The 20,933-nt window shown below is 58.3% G+C and carries 22 protein-coding genes and 1 pseudogene; 20 read left to right on the top strand and 3 right to left on the bottom strand.

Annotation, left to right across the window (positions count from 1 at the left end; all coding sequences use genetic code 11):
* Window positions 1-6 precede the first annotated feature (6 nt).
* The 20 genes and pseudogenes from ttcA (at window position 7) to C8029_RS14220 (ending at window position 17,495) form a co-directional block, all read left to right on the top strand.
* Window positions 7-888: a tRNA 2-thiocytidine(32) synthetase TtcA gene (gene ttcA, locus C8029_RS14310; protein WP_009574068.1), complete on the top strand. Its 882-nt coding sequence runs from the start codon at window positions 7-9 to the stop codon at window positions 886-888.
* Window positions 889-965: 77 nt separating this feature from the next.
* Complete coding sequence (locus C8029_RS14305; protein WP_152003132.1) at window positions 966-2,510, top strand: putative bifunctional diguanylate cyclase/phosphodiesterase; 1,545 nt, start codon at window positions 966-968, stop codon at window positions 2,508-2,510.
* A 105-nt stretch (window positions 2,511-2,615) separates the two neighbouring features.
* Window positions 2,616-4,454 carry a membrane protein insertase YidC gene (gene yidC, locus C8029_RS14300; RefSeq protein ID WP_009574066.1) on the top strand — a complete coding sequence of 613 codons (1,839 nt, stop codon included), beginning with the start codon at window positions 2,616-2,618 and terminating at the stop codon, window positions 4,452-4,454.
* 18 nt (window positions 4,455-4,472) lie between these two features.
* Complete coding sequence (yihA, locus tag C8029_RS14295; protein ID WP_009574065.1) at window positions 4,473-5,120, top strand: ribosome biogenesis GTP-binding protein YihA/YsxC; 648 nt, start codon at window positions 4,473-4,475, stop codon at window positions 5,118-5,120.
* Window positions 5,121-5,187: 67 nt separating this feature from the next.
* Window positions 5,188-6,078: an acetylglutamate kinase gene (gene argB, locus C8029_RS14290; protein WP_009574064.1), complete on the top strand. Its 891-nt coding sequence runs from the start codon at window positions 5,188-5,190 to the stop codon at window positions 6,076-6,078.
* Complete coding sequence (locus C8029_RS14285) at window positions 6,078-6,584, top strand: SixA phosphatase family protein (RefSeq protein ID WP_009574063.1); 507 nt, start codon at window positions 6,078-6,080, stop codon at window positions 6,582-6,584. Before argB ends, C8029_RS14285 begins: the two co-directional genes overlap by 1 nt.
* A gap of 177 nt (window positions 6,585-6,761) precedes the next feature.
* Window positions 6,762-7,478 (top strand): phosphonate metabolism transcriptional regulator PhnF, encoded by a 717-nt coding sequence (phnF, locus tag C8029_RS14280; RefSeq protein WP_009574062.1) that lies wholly within the window; start codon window positions 6,762-6,764, stop codon window positions 7,476-7,478.
* A gap of 4 nt (window positions 7,479-7,482) precedes the next feature.
* The gene (locus tag C8029_RS14275; RefSeq protein WP_009574061.1) at window positions 7,483-7,902 is read left to right on the top strand and encodes a phosphonate C-P lyase system protein PhnG; all 420 of its coding nucleotides are present in this window, start codon (window positions 7,483-7,485) and stop codon (window positions 7,900-7,902) included.
* A complete protein-coding gene (gene phnH / locus C8029_RS14270) occupies window positions 7,902-8,438 on the top strand; it encodes a phosphonate C-P lyase system protein PhnH (RefSeq protein WP_152003131.1) in 537 nt (178 codons plus the stop codon). The genes C8029_RS14275 and phnH overlap by 1 nt, the downstream gene beginning before the upstream one ends.
* Window positions 8,438-9,511, top strand: coding sequence for a carbon-phosphorus lyase complex subunit PhnI (locus C8029_RS14265; protein ID WP_152003130.1), 1,074 nt, complete (start codon window positions 8,438-8,440; stop codon window positions 9,509-9,511). The genes phnH and C8029_RS14265 overlap by 1 nt, the downstream gene beginning before the upstream one ends.
* Window positions 9,508-10,437 carry an alpha-D-ribose 1-methylphosphonate 5-phosphate C-P-lyase PhnJ gene (locus C8029_RS14260; protein WP_152003129.1) on the top strand — a complete coding sequence of 310 codons (930 nt, stop codon included), beginning with the start codon at window positions 9,508-9,510 and terminating at the stop codon, window positions 10,435-10,437. The genes C8029_RS14265 and C8029_RS14260 overlap by 4 nt, the downstream gene beginning before the upstream one ends.
* A pseudogene (locus tag C8029_RS23135) lies at window positions 10,434-10,715 on the top strand (ATP-binding cassette domain-containing protein); the annotation flags it as partial. The gene C8029_RS14260 and the pseudogene C8029_RS23135, both read left to right, overlap by 4 nt.
* Before the next feature lie 146 nt (window positions 10,716-10,861).
* Window positions 10,862-11,230, top strand: coding sequence for an ATP-binding cassette domain-containing protein (locus tag C8029_RS22780; protein ID WP_286189923.1), 369 nt, complete (start codon window positions 10,862-10,864; stop codon window positions 11,228-11,230).
* Window positions 11,227-11,946 carry a phosphonate C-P lyase system protein PhnL gene (locus C8029_RS14250; protein WP_152003128.1) on the top strand — a complete coding sequence of 240 codons (720 nt, stop codon included), beginning with the start codon at window positions 11,227-11,229 and terminating at the stop codon, window positions 11,944-11,946. Before C8029_RS22780 ends, C8029_RS14250 begins: the two co-directional genes overlap by 4 nt.
* Window positions 11,933-13,114 (top strand): alpha-D-ribose 1-methylphosphonate 5-triphosphate diphosphatase, encoded by a 1,182-nt coding sequence (locus C8029_RS14245; protein WP_152003127.1) that lies wholly within the window; start codon window positions 11,933-11,935, stop codon window positions 13,112-13,114. The genes C8029_RS14250 and C8029_RS14245 overlap by 14 nt, the downstream gene beginning before the upstream one ends.
* A 123-nt stretch (window positions 13,115-13,237) precedes the next feature.
* Window positions 13,238-14,041, top strand: coding sequence for a phosphonate ABC transporter ATP-binding protein (gene phnC / locus C8029_RS14240; protein ID WP_009574054.1), 804 nt, complete (start codon window positions 13,238-13,240; stop codon window positions 14,039-14,041).
* Window positions 14,042-14,080: 39 nt separating this feature from the next.
* Window positions 14,081-14,995: a phosphate/phosphite/phosphonate ABC transporter substrate-binding protein gene (phnD, locus tag C8029_RS14235; RefSeq protein ID WP_009574053.1), complete on the top strand. Its 915-nt coding sequence runs from the start codon at window positions 14,081-14,083 to the stop codon at window positions 14,993-14,995.
* A 72-nt stretch (window positions 14,996-15,067) separates the two neighbouring features.
* Complete coding sequence (phnE, locus tag C8029_RS14230; RefSeq protein ID WP_009574052.1) at window positions 15,068-16,018, top strand: phosphonate ABC transporter, permease protein PhnE; 951 nt, start codon at window positions 15,068-15,070, stop codon at window positions 16,016-16,018.
* Window positions 16,015-16,872, top strand: a complete 858-nt coding sequence (phnE, locus tag C8029_RS14225) for a phosphonate ABC transporter, permease protein PhnE (RefSeq protein WP_152003126.1) — start codon at window positions 16,015-16,017, stop codon at window positions 16,870-16,872. Before phnE (C8029_RS14230) ends, phnE (C8029_RS14225) begins: the two co-directional genes overlap by 4 nt.
* Entirely contained in the window at window positions 16,869-17,495 is a 627-nt protein-coding gene (locus C8029_RS14220; protein ID WP_009574050.1) for a DapH/DapD/GlmU-related protein, read from the top strand. Before phnE (C8029_RS14225) ends, C8029_RS14220 begins: the two co-directional genes overlap by 4 nt.
* Window positions 17,496-17,543: 48 nt before the next feature.
* On the opposite strand, the gene C8029_RS14215 is transcribed toward C8029_RS14220, so the two are convergent.
* The 3 genes from C8029_RS14215 to C8029_RS14205 are packed head-to-tail and all read right to left on the bottom strand — an operon-like array spanning window position 17,544 to window position 20,759.
* Window positions 17,544-18,359 carry a sugar phosphate isomerase/epimerase family protein gene (locus tag C8029_RS14215; RefSeq protein ID WP_009574049.1) on the bottom strand — a complete coding sequence of 272 codons (816 nt, stop codon included), beginning with the start codon at window positions 18,357-18,359 and terminating at the stop codon, window positions 17,544-17,546.
* On the bottom strand, window positions 18,346-19,551 hold the full coding sequence (locus tag C8029_RS14210) for an MFS transporter (RefSeq protein ID WP_009574048.1): 1,206 nt from the start codon (window positions 19,549-19,551) through the stop codon (window positions 18,346-18,348). Before C8029_RS14210 ends, C8029_RS14215 begins: the two co-directional genes overlap by 14 nt.
* Window positions 19,548-20,759: an alpha-D-ribose 1-methylphosphonate 5-triphosphate diphosphatase gene (locus C8029_RS14205; RefSeq protein ID WP_009574047.1), complete on the bottom strand. Its 1,212-nt coding sequence runs from the start codon at window positions 20,757-20,759 to the stop codon at window positions 19,548-19,550. The genes C8029_RS14210 and C8029_RS14205 overlap by 4 nt, the downstream gene beginning before the upstream one ends.
* Between the last annotated feature and the right edge of the window lie 174 nt (window positions 20,760-20,933).

The following is a 20,933-nucleotide window of genomic DNA, read 5'->3' as shown; positions in this document are numbered from 1 at the left end:
TCCGCCATGCTCGATGATCTCGACGACATTCACCCGCTTTTCCACGGTGCCCCGTCCACGACGGAGTTCAAAAAGCTGCGCAAACGCATCATCCGCAATGTGCGCGAGGCGATTGAGCAATACGGCATGGTGGAACGTGGCGCAAAATGGTTGGTCTGCCTGTCCGGCGGCAAGGACAGCTACACGATGCTCGCCGCGCTCTATGAGTTGAAATGGCGTGGCATGTTGCCGGTGGAGCTTGTGGCCTGCAATCTGGATCAGGGTCAGCCGGGCTTCCCCGCCACGGTTCTCCCTGAGTTCCTCGAGAAAATGCAGGTGCCGCATCGCATCGAGTACCAAGACACCTATTCCATCGTCATGGATAAAGTGCCGGCTGGGCGGACCTTTTGTGCTCTCTGTTCACGCCTGCGTCGCGGCAATCTGTACCGGATTGCCCGCGAAGAGGGTTGCACCGCTGTGGTGCTGGGCCATCACCGCGATGACATTCTTGAGACGTTTTTTATGAACCTGTTTCATGGAGGCCGCCTTGCGACCATGCCACCGAAATTGGTCAACGAAGAGGGCGATCTTTTTGTCTATCGCCCGCTGGCCCATGTGGCGGAGGAGGATTGTGAAAAATTCTCCCGCGCAATGAACTATCCGATCATTCCCTGTGATCTCTGTGGCTCCCAAGACGGGCTTCAGCGCCAGCAGGTCAAACAGATTCTCGACGGTTGGGAAAAGAACAGCCCCGGACGGCGTCAAGTCATGTTCAAAGCGCTGACCAATATCCGCCCTTCACATATGCTGGACCCGAAATTGTTTGATTTCCTTGGGCTTTCGTTAACGGATGACGAGAAAATTGGAACAAATCTAGAAAATTCTATGGAAATCCCGAAGCTGCGTTAACCGCACGGCCACTTTCTTGGCCCAAGGTCCTGAGTGAGCGCGCCCTTTGCGCCAGACACAAGACCGGGACGACACCAATGCGCCACATCACCGCGAAGCTTCGCCGCCTGCGCGATGCCCTGATGGGGCCTCAAACTCTGGCTTTCATGCCGGCCATCTGCCTCAGCGCTTATTGGTTTGGCGGGGAAACTGCTTTGGTGATCGCGGCTTTGCTCATCCCTGCGCTTTTCGCGGCAATTGGCACACTTCCATCGCTTGCTTCGTCGTTCACCCGCGACCCGACGCAGGCGCGCGACGGTTTGACGGGCTTGCCTCTACGGCCTACCGTCATTGATGCCTTGGATCAAATTCTGGACAGCCGGGATGTCACCGGTCGAACCACCGCGTGTTTGGTCATTGATCTTGATGATTATCGCGCATTGGAGGCCAATTGGGGAGCCGATGCTGCCGACAATATGCTGAAAACGATCGCAAATCGGTTGGTGAACACGCTGCGCGAACATGATGTTGTCGCGCGTTTAGAGGGCGCGCGTTTCGCCATTGGCCTCGCCCCGGTGCGTCGCGCTGATCTCGAAACCCTGATTCAATTGGCCTCCCGGCTGCAGGCCGCCCTGTCTGAGCCTTACACACTGAATGCAACCAAGGTTTATGCAACCTGTTCAATCGGGTTTTGCATGCCAAACCGCGCCCCCGCCTGTTCAGGGCAGGCATTTTTAGATGCAGCAGAGATCGCTTTATTGGACGCACGTCACAATGGGCCCGGCTCGATTCGCGCCTTCACGCCCTCGCTCACCCCAAAAACACTTGATCGCGGAACGATCCTGGCCGATGTCGGCGACGCCTTGGAAAATGGTCAAATCGTGCCGTGGTTTCAGCCCCAAATCTCCACCGACACCGGTGAGGTGTCCGGGATGGAGGCTCTGGCACGTTGGCACCACCCGGAAAAAGGCATCATCAATCCCGGCGACTTCATTTCGGCAATTGATGAGCTGGGCCTGACTGAGCGCCTGAGCGAGGTCATCCTATACCACTCTCTCATGTCTTTGAAAACATGGGATAAGGCTGGATTTCATGTGACCTCTGTTGCGGTCAATTTCTCGCCATCCGATCTCGCAAATCCGAAACTGGTGGACAAGATCCGTTGGGAACTCGATCGGTTTGAACTCGATCCCTCCAGACTGAGCGTTGAAATTTTGGAAAGTGTCATTGCCTCTTCCGATAATGATACCATCACGCGTAATATTTGGGCTCTGAAGGAAATGGGCTGCGGCATTGACCTTGACGATTATGGCACGGGCCACGCCTCCATCGCCAATATCCGGCGCTTTGCCGTCAAGCGGATCAAGATTGACCGTTCCTATATCACGCGCTGCGATCTGGATCGCGATCAGCAAAACATGCTTGCCGCCATTCTGACCATGGCCGAACGCCTTGAATTGGACACACTTGCCGAGGGGGTTGAGACCGTTGGCGAACATGCCATGCTGGCGCAACTTGGCTGTGGTCATGTGCAAGGCTTCTCCATTTCACGACCGATGGCGTTTGAAAAAACACTTGAATGGATGGACGTTCATAAACGCAAATTGGCCGAAACGCCCCGGATTGGAAAACGCGCCAGTTGATCACTTTGCTGCATTTTCCAAAAGAAATAGCCAAAACCGCTTGACCTTCCGGCCTTGGACGGGTTGAACCAGCCAAGATTATTTTCCAAAAATCGGGCGGCCTTCATGGACGATCAAAACAAGAACCTGATTCTTGCCGTAGTGTTGAGCGGCGCTGTCTTGCTTGGCTGGCAGATTTTCTTCCCAGCTCCCCAACCTGTTGTGGACCCCAACGCCCCAGTGGTGACGTCGGTTGATCAGGCTGGTGCGGGATCTGTCGCTCTGACACCACCCAGCGCAGACGCAAGCACCGAGGTGGCAGGTGCGAACAGCGCAACGGCACAACAAGTGCCAGATGCGCCAAGGATCACCATCGAAACGCCCCGTCTGGAAGGGTCCATTTCACTCGTCGGCGGGCGGATCGACGATCTCTCCCTCAGAGACTACAAAGTCGCGCTCGACAGTGACGAGATCGTCACCTTGCTTCGCCCGGTCGGGAGCGAGAGCCCCTATTATGCCTTGTATGGCTGGGCACCAGGTGGCGCTTTGGACTCCTCTGACGTGCCGGGTGCAAACACCACCTGGTCCGTAGAAAGCGGTGACGTTCTGTCTTTGGATGCCCCCGTCACACTGGCTTGGGACAACGGCAAGGGGCTGGTTTTCCACCGGAACATCGCCATTGACGAGAACTACATGTTCACGGTCACCCAATCCGTGCAAAACAACGGCGCCACTCCGGCCCGCATGGCGGCCAACAACGAAGTTGTGAAAATTGGCAAGCCCGAAGACCTGACCCGGTTGCTCGTCCATGAGGGCGCAATTCGTCAGTCCGGCAAAGAACTCAAAGAGATCAGCTTCAAAAGCTCGATGCTTAAAACCAAGTTCACCGAATTGGATGCGGACCCGCGTTGGGGCCAGCACGCCGAAATCGTCGATGTCGAAAAAGACGGTTGGGTCGGCTTTACCGATCACTACTGGATGACGGTTCTGATCCCAAATTCCAGCGATGCGTTCACCTCCGTCGTGTCCTATCAGGAAAGCGCCGACGTCTATCGGACCGTTGCACGCTACCCGACAATCGAACTTGCGCCAGGCCAGTCCGTTGAAATCACCTCGCGCTTGTTCTCTGGGGCGAAAGAATGGGAAACCATCCGCAACTATGAGACCGAAGATGGGGTCTATAAGTTCAGCGACTCGACCGATTGGGGTCTGTTCTTCTTCTTCACCAAGCCGATTTTCCGCATTCTTCACGCCCTCAATGGCCTGATTGGCAACATGGGCTGGTCGATCGTTCTGCTGACGCTGATCCTCAAAGGCATCATGTTCCCGCTGGCCTATAAATCCTACGTCTCCATGGCGCGGATGAAAGAGCTTCAGCCGGAGATGGAAAAGCTCAAAGCCTCCGCAGGCGAGGACAAAGAAAAACTCCAGCGCGGCATGATGGAGCTCTACAAGACCAACAAGGTGAATCCGGCCTCTGGCTGTTTGCCGCTGATCTTGCAGATCCCTGTGTTCTTCTCGCTCTACAAGGTGATCATCGTCACCACCGAATTGCGCCAGGCCCCGTGGATCGGTTGGATCAAAGACCTGTCCGCACCGGACCCAAGTTCGATCCTGAACCTCTTCGGTCTTCTGCCCTTCGCAGCCCCCGAAGCCGGCACCACCTTTGCGATCATCTCGCTCGGGATCTTGCCGATCATCCTCGGTATCTCGATGTGGCTGCAACAAAAGCTGAACCCGGCCCCCACAGACGCCTCGCAGGCGATGATCATGGCTTGGATGCCTTGGGTGTTCATGTTCATGCTCGGCAACTTCGCCTCGGGTCTGGTGCTTTACTGGATTTGCAACAACACGATCACATTCATACAGCAGTATCTCATCATGCGCAGCCACGGGCACAAACCCGATGTTTTGGGCAACGTGTTACGCTCGCTGCGGCTTAAGAAAAAGGAGGGGGCGTCCTGATAGGGCGTCCCACACCAGATGAACCTAAGTTTCCCCATTGCGGATCCTGACGCGGCGGCCCTTGAAAAGGGCCGCTTGCTGTTTGCGGCACAGACCGAATTTGTCAAAGGCGTGGTCGCCATGGACGGCATGCCGCCCGATGACCGCCTTGAAGTCTGCTTTGCAGGCCGCTCAAACGTCGGCAAATCATCCCTGATCAACGCTTTGACCGGGCATAAGGCGCTCGCACGTGCCTCGAACACACCGGGTCGGACACAAGAAATCAACTTTTTCACCGCCTCAGACAGTCATTACCTCGTCGATCTTCCGGGCTATGGCTATGCCAAAGCCCCGATCCAAACCGTCGAAAAATGGCAACGCCTGCTTAAGGCCTACCTGTCTGGCCGCGCCACGTTGCGCCGGGCCTTTGTGCTGATCGACAGCCGCCACGGGGTCAAATCCGTGGATGAGGAGATCATGGACCGCCTCGACAAATCCGCGGTGACCTTTCAGGTGGTGTTGACCAAAGCCGACAAGGTCAAAGAGGTGGAGCGCGCAGCGATCCTCGAGCAAGTACGCACGGCAGTGGCAAAACACCCGGCCGCCTACCCGGAACTGATCGTCACCTCCTCGGAAAAGGGCTGGGGCATTGATGTTCTGCGCGCCGTGATCGCAACGCTGGTGTAAGCGACCCTTGCACCCGCGCCCGGGAACGCGATACTCAGGAGCAACCCCTCCAATGGACTCCCGGGAAATGAAGACGCAAGACATGAACAGAGACTGGATCGCAACCGCCCGCACATTGTCACAAGCCCTGCCCTATTTGCAGCGCTACGAAGGCGCGACAGTGGTGATCAAACTTGGCGGTCACGCCATGGGGTCTGACGAGGCGATGGAAAGTTTCGCCCGCGACGTGGTGTTGATGCAGCAGGTTGGCGTCAAACCGGTGATCGTTCATGGCGGCGGCCCGATGATCAACAAACTTTTGGCCGATCTGAACATCAAATCCGAATTCGTCAACGGCAAGCGCGTGACCGATAAGGCCACCGTTGAGGTCGTCGAAATGGTCCTGTCCGGCCTTGTGAACAAACGCATCGTTCAGGCAATCAATAGCCAAGGTGGGCGCGCGGTCGGGATTTCCGGCAAGGACGCGAACCTGATGATTTGCGAACAAACGCATCCCGATTTGGGCTTTGTCGGCACGCCAGTCAAAATGGACCCCTCGATCATCAAGGAACTTGGCGATGAAAACCTCATTCCGGTGATCGCGCCTGTGGGCGCGGGTCGCGACGGCGAGACATTTAACGTCAATGGCGACACCGCCGCCGGCGCCATCGCGGGTGCGCTTAAGGCCGATCGCCTGTTGCTTTTGACCGATGTGTCCGGCGTCAAAGGCGCGGATGGCAACGTCTTGACCTCGCTCAACTCCGAACAAATTCGCGCCCTCACCGAAGAGGGCATCATCGCCGGTGGCATGATCCCGAAAACCGAAACCGCGCTGGACGCGTTGAGCGCCGGGGTGCGCGCCGTGGTGATCTTGGACGGGCGCGCACCCAATGCCTGTTTGTTGGAACTTTACACCGAACACGGTGCGGGTTCGCTTATTCGCGACAGCCAACCCAGCATGAAACCGCACGGCACATAATGGGCCTGCGCCTTATCCTGATGCGACATGCAAAATCGAGCTGGGATGATCCTCTGAGCGACGATTTTGATCGGGTGCTCAATGCCCGCGGCCAAAGCAACGCCGCCGCCATGGGGATTTGGTTGCGGGACAAAGCCTATCTACCCGATGAGGTATTGGTGTCTGCCGCCGCACGCACGCGTGAAACCTATGAATGGCTCTCCAACGGCATGGGTCTTTGCGCCAATGTCGAGGTCAAGGACACGCTCTATCTCGCCTCTGACAGGCGGATCATGTCCCATTTGAAACAGGCCGAGGGCAATACGGTTTTGCTGATCGCCCACAACCCCGGCGTTGGCGAGTTTGCCGCACGCTTTGCCAACAGAGCGCCGCGGCACAAAGACTTTGCGCGCTACCCGACCTGTGCCACCACAGTGTTTGACGTGGCTGCCCCGACGTGGTCGGAGATCGCATTTGGCGTGAATCCGGTTGTCGACTTTGTGGTGCCGCGCGATCTGGACGCGTAACTCTCCCCCTTCGCTTTTTGACAGATCATAACGACGAGGCCTCCGCGCTGCGCCGAGGGTTTGCATAACCTCAAACAATTCGCCCCATACAGATCGTGATCAAAATCTGCGGTGGCGTCATGCGCATGTTACCAACACGGCGTAGTCCACATTCATCCGAATGAATGATGGTGGACAATGATCACTCAGAAATGGCGGCGCATCTGTGACGCAATCGAACAAGACATCGCAAATGGCACATTGCAACCGGGGGACAGGCTTCCGACCGAACCCGAATTGGCGGCGCGATATGAGGCAGGACGCCATTCTGTGCGTCGTGCCATCGCTGAACTGGCACGCGAAGGCAGTGTCAGCGTCGAACAGGGGCGCGGCACCTTTGTTGAATCCGGCCCGATGCTTGAATATGCGATCGGAACGCGCACACGGTTGCACCGCAACCTGAACTCGCAAGGTGTCGAGGTGACAGGTGAATTGCTGGGCGCTGAAATAACCGCCGCCTCCGAACGGGTCGCGCGCGCACTCGGCCTGCTCCCCGGCGCTCCCGTGCAAAAAAGCCGCCGCATCACCTATGCTGACACGCTGCCGATCAACATGGGGACCGGCTATCGCTGCGCCAAACGCTTTCCCGATTTTGTCACCCGGCGTGATCTGATCGGCTCGGTGACCGAGACTTATAAATCCTACGGCATCACCGATTATTTGCGCGCCGAAACCACTTTACACAGCCGCCTTGCCCGCCCGGAAGAGGCCAAACTTTTACGTCAGCACCCGCAAACCCCGGTCATTGTCGTCCGCGCCATTGACCAATCTTTGGATGGTACGGCGCTGAGTTTCAGCGAAGTCATCTGGTCGGCGCTGCGCGTCAAATTCACCATGACAAACGAGAGGGACTAAGGCGATGACCCATCCGCATAACCTATGCCTCACCACATTGGCGCGCAGCGACGCCTGCGCGATCAAGACCTTTGGCGAGGAGCTGCTTGATCACCTTGATCCGGTCGAAGTGCTTTCAAGTCGAACCGGACTGGTCATGTTGCCGATGCGCGACACAGCGCAGGGCACGGGGTTTCATCTTGGCGAGGTGCTTGTGAGCGAGGCGCATATCCGAATGGGGGCGCATGAAGGCTACGGCATGCGACGGGGGCGCGATCTTGAGGCGGCCATGGCCATGGCACTTGTCGATCTGGCGCTGGACGCGGGCCGTGCGGTGGCGGACTGCACAGCTTTTGTCAGCGAGCAGGCAAAAATGCAGCAGGCGCAGGATCATGACACCCTGTGCCGGGTCGAAGCGACCCGCGTTGATATGGAGACGTTCTGATGCGCACAGCCCCCACACCCTCGCGTGAGGAAACCCGCGCCAATGCCACATTCGAGGCCCTGATTTGGTCGATGAGCCGTCCCGGCCGCTTGCGCGATTTACCCGAGCGAGGCGAAGCCCAAATCATTGAGGCGCTGATCGACCGCGAATGTCATGTCTTCTGCGCCGACCCGCTTTTGATGCCCAAAGTGTTGGAAACCGGCGCGCGTATCGCAGCGCTGGCGGGCGCCGATCATGTGTTTCTGGGCATGCTCACCGATCTGGATGGCCTGAAATCCCTGTCGACCGGCTCCGACCTCTACCCCGACGGTGGGGCCAGTGTGGTGATCCGCGCGCGCCTTGGTGAAGGATCGCGTCTGCGTCTCACCGGGCCCGGGATTGAGACAGAGGAATGCGTTCATATCGGCGGGGTGCCGGACGGGTTTTGGTCCCTGCGCCGCGATCTCATCCAATACCCGATGGGGTTTGATGTGTTTTTCATCGACGGCGCGCGGGTTTTGGGCCTGCCACGGTCAACCAAAGTGGAGATGCTCTGATGGCCTATGTGGCGACGCGCGGCGGAGAACAGGCGATTGAACAGGCGGAGCGGTTGTTTCGCGCCGAGATGGGCGAGATCACGCCCGAACGGGTGGCCGAGATCAAAACGGCCCTGCCCTATCTGATCGACCGGGTGATGGGCGAGGCCTCGCTTTATGACGAAGACCTCGCCGCGCTGGCTCTGGCGCAGGCGGGGGGCGACTTATATGAGGCGGTTTTGTTGTTGCGCGCGTGGCGCACGACGCAACCGCGACTGCATGTGGCGCGCCCGATTGACCAGGGGACCCTGTTTACCCATCGTCGTATTTCGGCAGCGTTCAAAGACATTCCCGGCGGTCAGGTGCTTGGCCCGACCTTGGACTATTCCCATCGGATCATCGCAACCGATGTGCTTGAGGGCACACGTTATATCCCGGACCCGGTCATCCCCGCGGCCACGCCCGCCCCCGCGCATCAGCCTTCGGTTGCGGCGTGGCAAGCGGAGAATGATTTGGTGGAAATGCCCGGTTTCGATGAGACCGCCCCCGAGGACATTCCCGATGTGACCCGTGAGCCGGTTTTGTTTCCGGCCACGCGCGCGCACAGGTTGCAAAGCCTGGCGCGGGCAGACACCGGCGCGACTTTGGCGCTTGGATATGCGGCGATGCGCGGCTACGGCCAGGCCCATCCAACGGTGAACGAGTTGCGCCTGTGCGAGGCTGAGATCATCGTGACCCACCCGAAAGGCACAGCCTTTTCGGCAGGACGGGTCAAGGTGTCTCAGGCCGAGGTCGTGTCAAAGAAAGGCAACACACTTGAGCTTGGCTTTGCCGCCACGCTGGGCTGGAACGAGGTGAAATGCATCTCCGCCGCCACGCTGGATCTCAACAGCAAAGGCGCGCCCAAAGGGTCGCCCACCGAGGAGGAATTCTACCTCTATCATACCGAAGGCGTGGAAAGCTCGGGGTTCTGCATCCACTTCAAACTGCCGCATTATGTGACATTTCAATCCTCCTTGGATGCGATGCGCAGCGCCAAGAAGACCGGCAAAACGGCAGAAAAAACATCCACCTCAAAGGAACCTGCGCAATGAGTGTGACGCCACAAAGCCTCAAAACCTTGTCCCGCGCCTGGGAGCCGATGAGCTACGGCTTTCTGGACGCCTCTGCCAAGCGCGAAATGCGGCGCAAAATGATCAAAGCCGTGGCGGTGCCCGGTTGTCAGATGCCCTATGCCAGCCGCGAGGTGCCGATGGCACGGGGCTGGGGAACGGGGGGATTGCAGGTTTCGCTGACCCTCATCCACCCCAACATGCGGATCAAAGTGATTGATCAAGGCGCTGACGACAGTGTCAACGCCGCGTCGATCCGGCATTTTTTGGCCAGGGTCTCCGGTGCGCCAACCACGCTTGATACACTCCAGGCCGATCTGATTCAGTCACGCCACCGCATCCCGGAAGAAAAACTGAACGAGGCTCAAATCCTTGTGCTGCAAGTGCCCAACCCCGAGCCTCTGCGCCCGGTTCAGCCCAATATGTCGGTCGCGCGTCAAATGCATGCCGACGCGGATTATGGCCGAATGTGGCTACAACTATACGAACAAATCGTCCGATCCGGGCGGGTGATGCAGGGCGCAAGCTACCCCTCGATGGTCAATGGTCGTCACGTCATGACCCCTTCGCCGATCCCGCGTTGGGACGTGCCAAAACTGAACATGGCACAGCATTTGACGATCCTGTCCGCGGGTCGCGAAAAGCGCATTTTTGCCGTCCCTCCCTACACTCGCGTTGAACCTTTGGTCTTTGATGATGTGCCCTACAAGGTCGAAGAGCACCATGATCTGACCTGTTCCCGCTCCGGCGCCAAAGGGTTTTTCATGAACGAAATCCCGCAAGAGGATGGCAGTTCCGCCTATGAACTGTCCGACAGTGGCTTTGGCGTGAAACACATCCAACGGGGCACGGGCGACGCCGTCACCTTTGGCAAGACATGGTATGAAAATGGGGAGATGGTGGAATGACCCTGACACTCGACGCCCCGCGCATCGTCACCACGCGGCCTTTGGTGACTCTGCGCGATGTAACCAAAACCTATGGCGATGTGCAGGCAGTGACCCGCGTCTCAGCCGAGGTATTTCCCGGCGAAGTGCTTGGGATTGTGGGGGAAAGTGGCTCCGGAAAATCAACGCTGTTGCGGATGATGAACCTTGAGGACACTCCCGACAGCGGCAGCTACACATTGGATCTGCCCGATGTACAGGGCAACCTGTTTGAGCTTGGCCGTTTCGCGCGCCGGATGCTGTGCGCAACCAAGATCGGTATCGTGTATCAGAACCCGCATCTTGGGCTTTTGATGAAACACTCCAGTTCCGGCAACGTGGCCGAGCGGCTTTTGATTGCCGGAGAGCGGCGGTTTTCGGTGCTGCGCGACAAGGCGCGCGCGCCTTGGCGGCGTCCGAATTTCCACTTGAACGCCTTGACGCACCGCCGATCGAATTGTCGGGCGGCATGCAGCAACGCGTGCAATTGGCCAAGGCGATCGCGCTTGAACCTGCGCTGTTGTTGCTGGATGAGCCGACCACCGGGTTGGATGTCAGTGTGCAGGCGCTGGTGCTCGATACGCTCAAACGGCTGCAACAGGACCGCAATATCACCATGGTCATCGTGTCTCATGATCTGGGGGTGATCCGCACTTTGGCCGACCGCGTCATGGTCATGCGCCGCGGCGAAGTGGTCGAAGCGGGGTTGGTCGATCAGATTTTCCAAGACCCGCAACATCCCTACACACAACAATTGGTGCATGCGAAGCTATGAGTGTCATTCTCCACGTCCAAGGCCTGACCAAGGGCTTCACCATGCACCATCTGGGCAGTCAGATGGCGGCGTTTTCCGACATTTCTTTTGATCTGAACGCGGGCGAATTTCTTTTGCTCAAGGGTCAAAACGGCGCGGGCAAATCCACGATGCTGCGCACCCTGTATCGCAGCTATCTGGCGCAGGCAGGCCAGGTTCTGTTTCACTCGAATCACGGGGTGATCGACCTGTTGCGCGCCGCCGACGTGGATGTGACCCATTTGCGACGCACCGAAATCGGGTTTGTCACTCAGTTCCTTGTGGCACGCCCGAGGGTTTCGGCCGAAGATCTCGTGGCAGAGCCGCTGCGCATGGCCGGGCACAGCGCGCCACAGGCCCTGGATAGGGCGCGCTATTGGCTCAAGGCTTTCGGGGTCAAAGACAGCCTCTGGCGCGCCTATCCCACGACGTTTTCAGGCGGAGAGCAGCAAAAGGTCAACCTCGCCCGCGCGCTGATCTTGCCCCGAAAGCTGTTGCTTTTGGACGAACCGACCGCCTCGCTCGACGCACATGCGCGGGTGGCTCTGGTCGCGCGTCTGCATGAGCTCAAACAAAGCGGCACCGCGATGATCGGCGTGTTTCACCATCCCGATGACGTCGAACACCTGATTGACCGAGTCATTGACCTGACCCCTGATGCCCCCAATATGGAGGACCGCGCCGATGTGGCTGTCTAATCTTTCCCTCGTCTTGCCGGATCGTGTACTCACCGACGGCGCGCTCTGCATTGAAAACGGGTTGATCGCCCAGATCGCCGAACGGCCTGTTTCAAACGGCGTCGACTGTGGCGGGGCGCTGGTCTTTCCCGGCTTCATCGACATGCACGGCGACATGATCGAAACCGAATTGGAACCCCGGCCTCGGGTCGATTTCCCGATGGAGGTGGCTGTGTCGCATCTGGATGCGCGCTTGTCCGCGGCGGGGATCACCACGGCTTATGCGGCGGTGAGTTTTTCGCGGGCGGCAAGAATTGGCGAACGGCGCTCGTTTGAACACACCAGCCAAGTCATCCGTGATCTGCACCGGCTGCGCAGGTCCTGCCGCGTCGACCATCGCATCCATGCCCGCTTTGACATCACCTATGCGAATGCGGTGCAGGTGCTGGCCGATTTGATCGCCGATGAGCAAGTCGATTTGGTTTCCGTGATGGATCACACGCCGGGTCAGGGACAGTATCGCGACCTCGAGCGTCATATCAGCCTTATCGCCACACGCGACGGCATGTCCGAAACCGAAGCCAGACAGGTCGTGAGCACCAGGATCGCGGAGCGCACCCGCCCGCAGGAGGTTATTCTCGACAATCTCCGTCAGGTTTCCAAGCTCTGCAAAAGCCACGGTGTCGCGCTTGCGAGCCATGATGATGACAGTGCCAAAAAGGCGCTTTTAATGGCCGAAATGGGCGCGGTGATCAGCGAGTTTCCGGTCACCTGTGAGGCGGCCGAGGCCGCCGCTGCGCGTGGGCTGCTGAACGCGATGGGAGCTCCAAATGCGATGCGCGGTCAGAGTTATTCCGGCAATCTTTCAGCGCGTGAGGCACATGCCAAGGGACTGTTGCACATTCTCGCGGCGGATTATCACCCGGCGGCGATGTTGGCGGCGGTGATGACCTTGGCCGAAAGCGATCCAAAAGGGCTTGCGGGGGCGGCGGCTTTGGTAACGGCCAATCCGGCCAAAGCACTGGGGCTGACGGATCGCGGGCGGATCGAACCCGGACTGCGTGCCGATTTGGCGCTGGTCGAACGTGGCCCGCTGACGCGTGTGAGCGCCACATTTTGTGGTGGCAAGATGATCCATTCGATCGGCCAACTGCAGAGCCGCGACCTTAAGCTGTTACAGCCTGCGTGAGGCGGCTGTCACATATCTGTCGCCAAATTATCAGGGCATCGTCATGCAAATGTCGGCGGGACGTTAACCCGCCCACGTAAACCTCATGGTGAAACATCCGAATGAATATCTCCGGAGCACACCATGAGTTCTGCCTTGATCCTGTCCAATGTCTCCCGCTCTTTTGGCGAGACCCACGCCGTCGACAACGTGTCGATCTCCATTGAACCGGGGCAGTTTATCGGCGTGATTGGCCGTTCGGGCGCCGGGAAATCAACATTGCTGCGTCTGCTCAATCGCTTGGTCGATCCCACCGCGGGGTCGATTTCATTTGGCGACACCAACATCACCGCGCTCAAGGGCAAGGCCCTGCGACACTGGCGCCGGGATTGCGCAATGATCTTTCAACAATTCAATCTCGTCGATCGGCTTGACGTCTTAACCAATGTGCTGATCGGGCGTCTGGCGGAACACGGGGTCCTGTCGTCGATGACGATGCAATTCTCTGATGAGGAGCGCGCCATGGCGATCCGGGCTTTGGATCGGCTTGATCTTGTGCCGCAAGCGCTGCAACGCGCAGGGACGCTGTCAGGCGGGCAACAACAACGCGTGGCCATTGCCAAGGCACTTGTGCAACGCCCGAAAATCATGCTTGCCGACGAACCCATTGCCTCGCTCGACCCGGCCAATGCGACGCTAGTGATGGACGGGTTGAAACGGATCAACCGGGAGGACGGGATCACCGTTTTGGTGAACCTGCACACGCTCGACACCGCTCGCGCCTACAGTGACCGCATTATCGCCATGCGTCAGGGCCGCGTGTATTTCGACGGCACCCCCGCACAGCTCACCGATGATGTCGTGCGCGACATTTACGGACTTGATGGCCTGCAAGAGTTTAACGCCGCAGTCACATCGACCTCGGTGCACGCCTCTGTGCCGGCCTGATCATCACCTTTTCACAAACGCTCCAAAGGAGATTTCCACATGCGTTTCATCACTGCCACCGCTCTTGCGGTTCTGATCGCAGCACCTGCGCTCGCTGAGGGTTGGAAAGAAGACTACCAAACTTTGAAATTCGGTGTCCTTTCGGGCGAAAACGAAAAAGACCGTCTGATGCGCACTGAGCCGCTGCGGACGTATTTGGAAAACACATTGGGGGTGAAGGTCGAAATTTTCACCGCAGGCAATTATGATGGCGTGGTTCAGGCCATCGCCGCGAATCAAATCGAGATTGCCCGTTTTGGTTCCTCCTCCTATGCCGCCGCCTACACCGCCACCAATGGCGGCGTCGAGCCGATTTTGACCGCCATCAAAAAAGACGGCAACACCGGCTATCGCTCCATCGTTGTCACCCGCTGTGACTCGGGGATCGAAAGCCTTGCCGATGCCGCAGGCAAGATCCACGCCTTTGCCGACCCGGATTCGACCTCGGGCTACGCCGTTCCTTATTTCAACTTCCTGACCAAGGAAGGGTTCAAACCCGAAGAATATTTCGCCGCCGTGCCGTTCTCTGGCTCGCACGAAGCCGGGGTGAGCGGGGTTGTGAACGGGACATTTGACACCGCATCGACCTACCAGAACAACGATCTGGATGGCATCTATCAGCGGATGGAATCCAAGGGCATGATTGAGGCCGGGCTGATCTGCCAAATCTGGGAAAGCCCGGAAATCACATCTGGCCCCTGGACTGTGCGAAGCAACCTGCCGGCTGAACTGATTTCCGATCTGACCAATGCTCTCGAAGCCTTCCCGACGGAAGACCCTGAAGGCTACGCGCTTTACTCGTCCTTTGAGCCAACTGACCCGAACCCGGAGGTCGGCTACACCCGCGTGGATCGCGATCGCTACCAGTGGATCGTCGACATGCGCGATTGGATCAAAAGCCAGCGTCGCGGCTGATCAACCTGCATTTAAAAGGGGGCACACTGGTGTCCCCTTTTATCCTTTTGGCCTGATCTCTCAGAGGTTCATATGACCTTCACAGTCGCCCCAATGCCGCCCTTGACCGTCGACGCAGCCGCGCCGAGTCGGCTGACACAATTCGAATTGGACTTCGCCACAAAACGCCGTCAAGCACGGCGGAACTGGGCCATTGGCACGCTTGTCCTCGTGTCGCTTTTCGCGTTTTCGGCATGGATCGGAGATTTTTTTAAGATCACCCAAGTCACGATGCCCGACGGGGCACGCGAATGGCGCTGGATCATTCCTGCGGGGTTGCCCCGGTTGGGCGAATATGTGTCCCAGACCCTCCCAACCCTGCGGTGGGATAGTTTTTGGAGCGATTTTGGCGCATGGTTCTGGCGTTGGAAAACCTGGCTCAAACTGCTTTGGGAGACGGTGCTCATTGCCTTTATGGCGACCACATTCGGCGTTGTGGGCGGGTTTTTGCTTTCCTTTCCAGCAGCGCGGAACCTGTCGCCTAACAAATGGGTGTTGTGGCTGACCCGTCGTTTGCTCGAAATCACCCGCACTGTACCCGACATCGTCTGGGCGCTGATCTTTGTGTTTTGCTTCTCTGTGGGTCCGATGGCGGGCGTTTTGGCCATTGGCACTCATGCCTGTGGCGCTTTGGGCAAGCTCTATTCCGAAGTGAACGAAAACATCGACATGCGCCCGCTCGAAGGGGTCAAAGCGGCCGGGGGCACATGGTTCGATCAAATCCGCTACGGCGCCGTGCCGCAGGTGCTTCCCAACATCATCAGCTACACGTTGCTGCGCTTTGAGATCAACGTGCGCTCCTCCTCCATCATCGGCTATGTCGGCGCGGGCGGTTTGGGGCAGGAATTTCGAACAGCCATGAGTTTTCAGGAATACACCGATCTCTCTGCGCTGTTTCTCATCATTCTCGCGACCGTCATCGTTATCGACTACGGCTCCGAGAAACTGCGCCATAAAATGATCGGAATGGAGGATCGTCCATGAGCCTGACCCAAGCGCAAATCGAACAGGCCCGCGCCCGTGTGCCACGCGCCTTTCATCTCCCACTGGCCCTGCGCCTGCGCCGGATCGCGCTTTGGACGCTGTTCGCGGGGCTGATGCTCTATTGTCTTTGGGTTTTCAATTTTAGCCCAACCCGCATCTGGATCGGTCTTGGCCGTCTGGGAGATGTGTTGGGCTTTATGTTCCCCCCTTATATCTGGAAAAGCTGGACGGAGTTTTCCGAAATTCTCAAAGGGTTGGGGGAAACGCTTTCCATCGCCTTCATGGGGACGCTGTTGGGGGCCATCGTGGCGTTTCCTTTGTCGTTTTTGGGGGCCAAAAACATCAACCGGCTGAATGGTCTGCGCCTCGGGGTACGGCGCGGCTATGACATCATCCGCGCCTTCGAAACGCTGATCCTCGCGTTGATTTTCATTCGGGCGTTCGGGCTTGGACCATTGGCGGGTATTTTGGCCATCGCAGTCTCTGAGGTCGGCACCTTTGCCAAACTGTTCTCCGAGGCAATTGAAAACACCTCGACCAAACCTATTGATGGGGTCAAGGCCTCGGGCGGGACACGGTTTCAACAAATCCGCTTTGGCATCGCGCCACAGGTCAATCCGGTGATCCTGTCCATCCTGCTTTATAATTTCGAATCCAATGTCCGCTCCGGCACCATCCTCGGGATCGTGGGCGCAGGCGGGATTGGATTTCTGCTGTCGGATCGGATTTCCGCGTACAAATGGGACGAGGCGTGGTCCATCATCTTTCTGATCATTGCCATGGTCTATGTGATCGACCATCTTTCGGGGATCATTCGGGCACGCATCATTGGCGATTGGGAGGGCACGAAATGAGCGGTGCAGGATCAAAGAAACAGCTTTCTGAAAGGCCCTCGATTCACCCCGAGGCCGATGTCAGCGATTGTGATCTGGGTGCCTGGACGGAGGTTGGCAAGGGCACGATGATGAAGTCGTCCAGCATGGGGGATTACTCCTATATCACGCAACACTGCCATGTGGTTTGGACGAGTATCGGCAAATTTTGTTCCATCGCCAATGCGGCGCGGATCAACCCCGGCAATCACCCGACATGGCGCGCGGTACAACACCATTCGGTGTACCGCGCCGAGGCCTATGGGCTGGGTGAGGATGACCACGATTTCTTCGAATGGCGCAAGGATCATTGGGTCACCATCGGTCACGACGTTTGGATCGGTCATGGCGTGACCATCACCGCAGGCGTGACCATCGGGACCGGAGCCGTTATTGGCGCCGGGGCCGTCGTGACCAAAGACGTCGCGCCCTATACCGTGGTCGGCGGTGTCCCTGCGCGCGAGATCAAACCCCGCTTTACGGCAGCTCAGGCGGCTGCCCTCATGGAGATCGCCGTCTGGGATTGGCCGCGCGACACATACAAACAGGCCTTGCCAGATATTCGGGCCTTGGACATTGACGCGTTTATTGAAAAATATCGCTAACCCTCGTCACAGAGCCCGCCGCAGCTCCATGACGGCGGGCTTATCGTTTTATGCAACCAGACCAAGCCCTTTGAGATAGGCGTAGCCTTTGGGGATGTCGGCCTTGTTGCGCAGTTCCAAAACCACATGCGGCGCACGCGCACAGGTGCTTAGAGCGCGAAACACCGCAGACCACTCAATGTCGCCCTCGCCCGGCGCCCAATGGCGATCGGCATAGCCGTCCACGTCCTGAATATGGATATGCTGCAACTGCTCCCCCGCGTCCCGCACGAAATAATCCACAGGCGGCGCGCCGGACATGCACCGTGCCAAATGCGCATGACCCGTGTCGATTGACAGGGCAACCGAAGGCGAAGCAAAGCTTTCGACCATCTTGCGCCGTGTGGCCGGGTCCACGTCCTGAATATTTTCGATCACAAGCGTGATGCCCATGTCTTCGGCGGCGCGCACGACCGGTGTCAGGACGCTCTGAATGCGTTTAAGTTTGGCCTCGGCATAGCCCTTGGTACACAAAAGATTGTTTTTATACCAACGCGTATAGGGCGAGTGCAGCACCATCTGGCGGGCGCCGATCCGGTCCGCTGCTTCCAACGCCCGCAAAAATCGCGCGGTGATGAGCGGGCGCAATTCCGGATCCTTATTGTCGAGATCAAGGCCCTCATAAGGGCCATGAATCCCGACCCGCCCGGCATGCCCCACAAGCGCGGTTTTCGCCGCAGCGATACGCGCCTCAAACTCGCCCGTGAGGGCGGCATGGGTCATGAAATCCTGCACTTCGATGTCGCGGTCAGCCTCAAACAGCCACTCCCGATGCGAAGCAATCTCACCCGTTTTCAGGCAGGCACCAATCTTAAGCGGCAACATGGCGATTTCTCCTTGGGTCGGGGATCAAAAAATACGTCGCAAGGGCAAAGCACAGGCAAGCGGCCATGGCTGCAAAGGACCACCACCCGCCAAACTGCTCCGCCAGATAGGCAAAGGTGAAAGGGGCCGAGGCGTTGACCGCCATTTGCACAAAGGACATCCAGCCCAGCCGCGCGCCGTAACCTTGCTGCCCAAACAGAGCGAGCGGCAACGTGCCTCGGGCAATGGTTTTGATCCCATCCCCCATGCCATAGAGCGCGGCAGCACAGAGCAGGCCGATGAAACTGGCTCCGAACCCCAGAAGGAGGATAAACCCGGCCATCATCAACCCAAGCGACATAGCATAGGTCACAAGCGGATAGAGGTTTCGGCTTACGAGCATTTCAAACCCGCGCCCCACGGTTTTAAACGGTCCGATCACGGCGCCCGCAAAGGCGGCTGTCGCGGCTGTGTGCCCCAATGTCTGCACATTGCTCACCCAAAGCGTCATCACAGCCCCCATCACATAGCCCGAGAACACAAAGGACAAGATCATCCAAAGCATCGCTTTCTGTCGCACGGCCCCTTGCAGTTCGGGCCAGTCCTGATTCAGCGGGGCGGTGATTGCCTCCGGGCCTTTTTGCGGTCCGCCGAGGAGAACAAAATGCAGCGGCGTACAAATCAAAAGCACCATGAGACCCAAGGTGATCCATGTGCTCTGCCAACCGAACGCATTGGCAAGGCTCAGGGTCAAAGGCCAAAAGATTGTCGAGGCCACACCACCAAAAAGAGCAATGATCGAAATCGCCCGCGCCGCAGGGACACGACTCTCAATCCGCATGATCGCAGCAAAAGCAACGTTGTAGAGCACGAACATGCCCGCCCCCTCGGCCAGCAAGATCGCAAGGAAAAGCCCGAATTTTCCGCTCACTTGTGACAGGGACATCAGCGCCAGTCCGGCACCGATCGAGCCAAGTGTCATGACCCAACGCCCGCCAAAGCGATCAACCAACATGCCCGCCACGGGTGAGACAAGCCCGCCAAACAACAGGCCCAATGACAGGATGCCAAAAACGGTCGACAGCGAAAGATCGAGATGGTCAGCCATCCGTGGCAACAGCACGGCATAGGCATACATCAGACTGCCGTAGCCCAGAATCTGCGTGAGTCCGAGGCCAACAGAAGGGATGTAATCGCGCAGATCTGGTTTCATCCGGCGGGCTGACCACGATAGGCGCATCGTCCACCAACCCAAGTGCCCAGCACCGAGGGCGCTTGGCCCTCGGGCCAGTCGATCAGCACAAGATCGGCGCGTTTTCCAAGCGCGATCTCACCCCGGTCGCTCAGGTTCATCGCCCGTGCCGGACCCGCGGAGACCAGAGACCAAATTGCGCTGCGATCCGCACGTTTATCGGCGTCCAACCGCGCCACGGCGGCCAACATCGCCGGATAGAAATAATCCGAGGCCAAGGCGTCGCAAAGCCCCGCTTCCACCATATCGCCCGCGCTCAAAGAGCCGATGTGGCTGCCACCGCGGGCGGCATTGGGCGCGCCAAAAATGATCAGATCGCCCCTGTCTCGCGCGGCCAGAGCCGCCTCCATCACCATGGGAAATTCCGCCGCTCTCGCACCCAACGCGCGGAAATAGCTCCGGGTTTCAGAGCGGGTGTCATCATGGCTTAGCATGGGAGCGCCAGCTTCGCGGCCCAGATCGGCGACCCTGTCGATGGCCGCAGGCACGTCAGACCGCCGTTCCCAGACACGGGCCAAAAGCGCGACGTATTCGGCATTGGTAAGCCCCGAACGATGCGCCTTGGCCGCGATGCGGGCGGTCATCCGGGGATCAGTGAGATCGGCCACGGAAAACGCGGGTGAAAATTCAAACGCCCGTTCCTGGATCGCAACATCAAACCCGCGCATGGTCATGGATGTGTGATCATTAAAGGCGATGGAGGGCAAAAACGGCGCGCCAAGCGCCCATTCGATGACATCAAGCGCCTCAAGAGCAAAGGTTTCCCAGCGCAGTTGAACCCGGTTTTCAACCGTAAGGCGTGGGGCCAAATCCAACAACGCTTGCATCATATGGCGACCGCGCGCCACATCGCGCAGCCCCGGTTCCCAGCCGAGCGTGACGGCATGATAGGCGGTCGCGATGCCGTTGGAAGCGAGTTGTCGATCGGTGTCGATCACAGCAGCCTCAAGCGGGAAAAAAACACCGGGACGGGGCATGAGTTGGCGTTCAAACGCATCGCCATGGACGTCGATCAACGCGGGGGCAAGGGTTTTACCCTTGGCATCAATGATCTCGCCCTGCGCCGGACCGTCGATTTCAACGATATGGCCGTCAAACACGGTGACATTGACCTGTGCGATTTCGCCGGGGAGGTAGACGGTTGCGCCTTGGAACGTGTGTAGGGTCATGAGGGGCGCTGCTCTAATGGATTGGCCGAGGCACAGCCTAGGATCGTTTGGGTTTTGGGGGGCATAATCGTACGGATGAATTTCACCACAAAGCATATTCTGCGTGACGCGGATGCGAAGTTTTTGTGACGATACTGCGCCTCCAGTGCGACACCCGCCCGGAAGATACCCGGT

Origin of the sequence: Roseobacter sp. TSBP12, assembly GCF_009129705.1 — a bacterium.
Taxonomy (GTDB): Bacteria; Pseudomonadota; Alphaproteobacteria; order Rhodobacterales; family Rhodobacteraceae; genus Celeribacter; species Celeribacter baekdonensis_A.
This window is presented reverse-complemented; position numbering and strand designations above follow the sequence as displayed.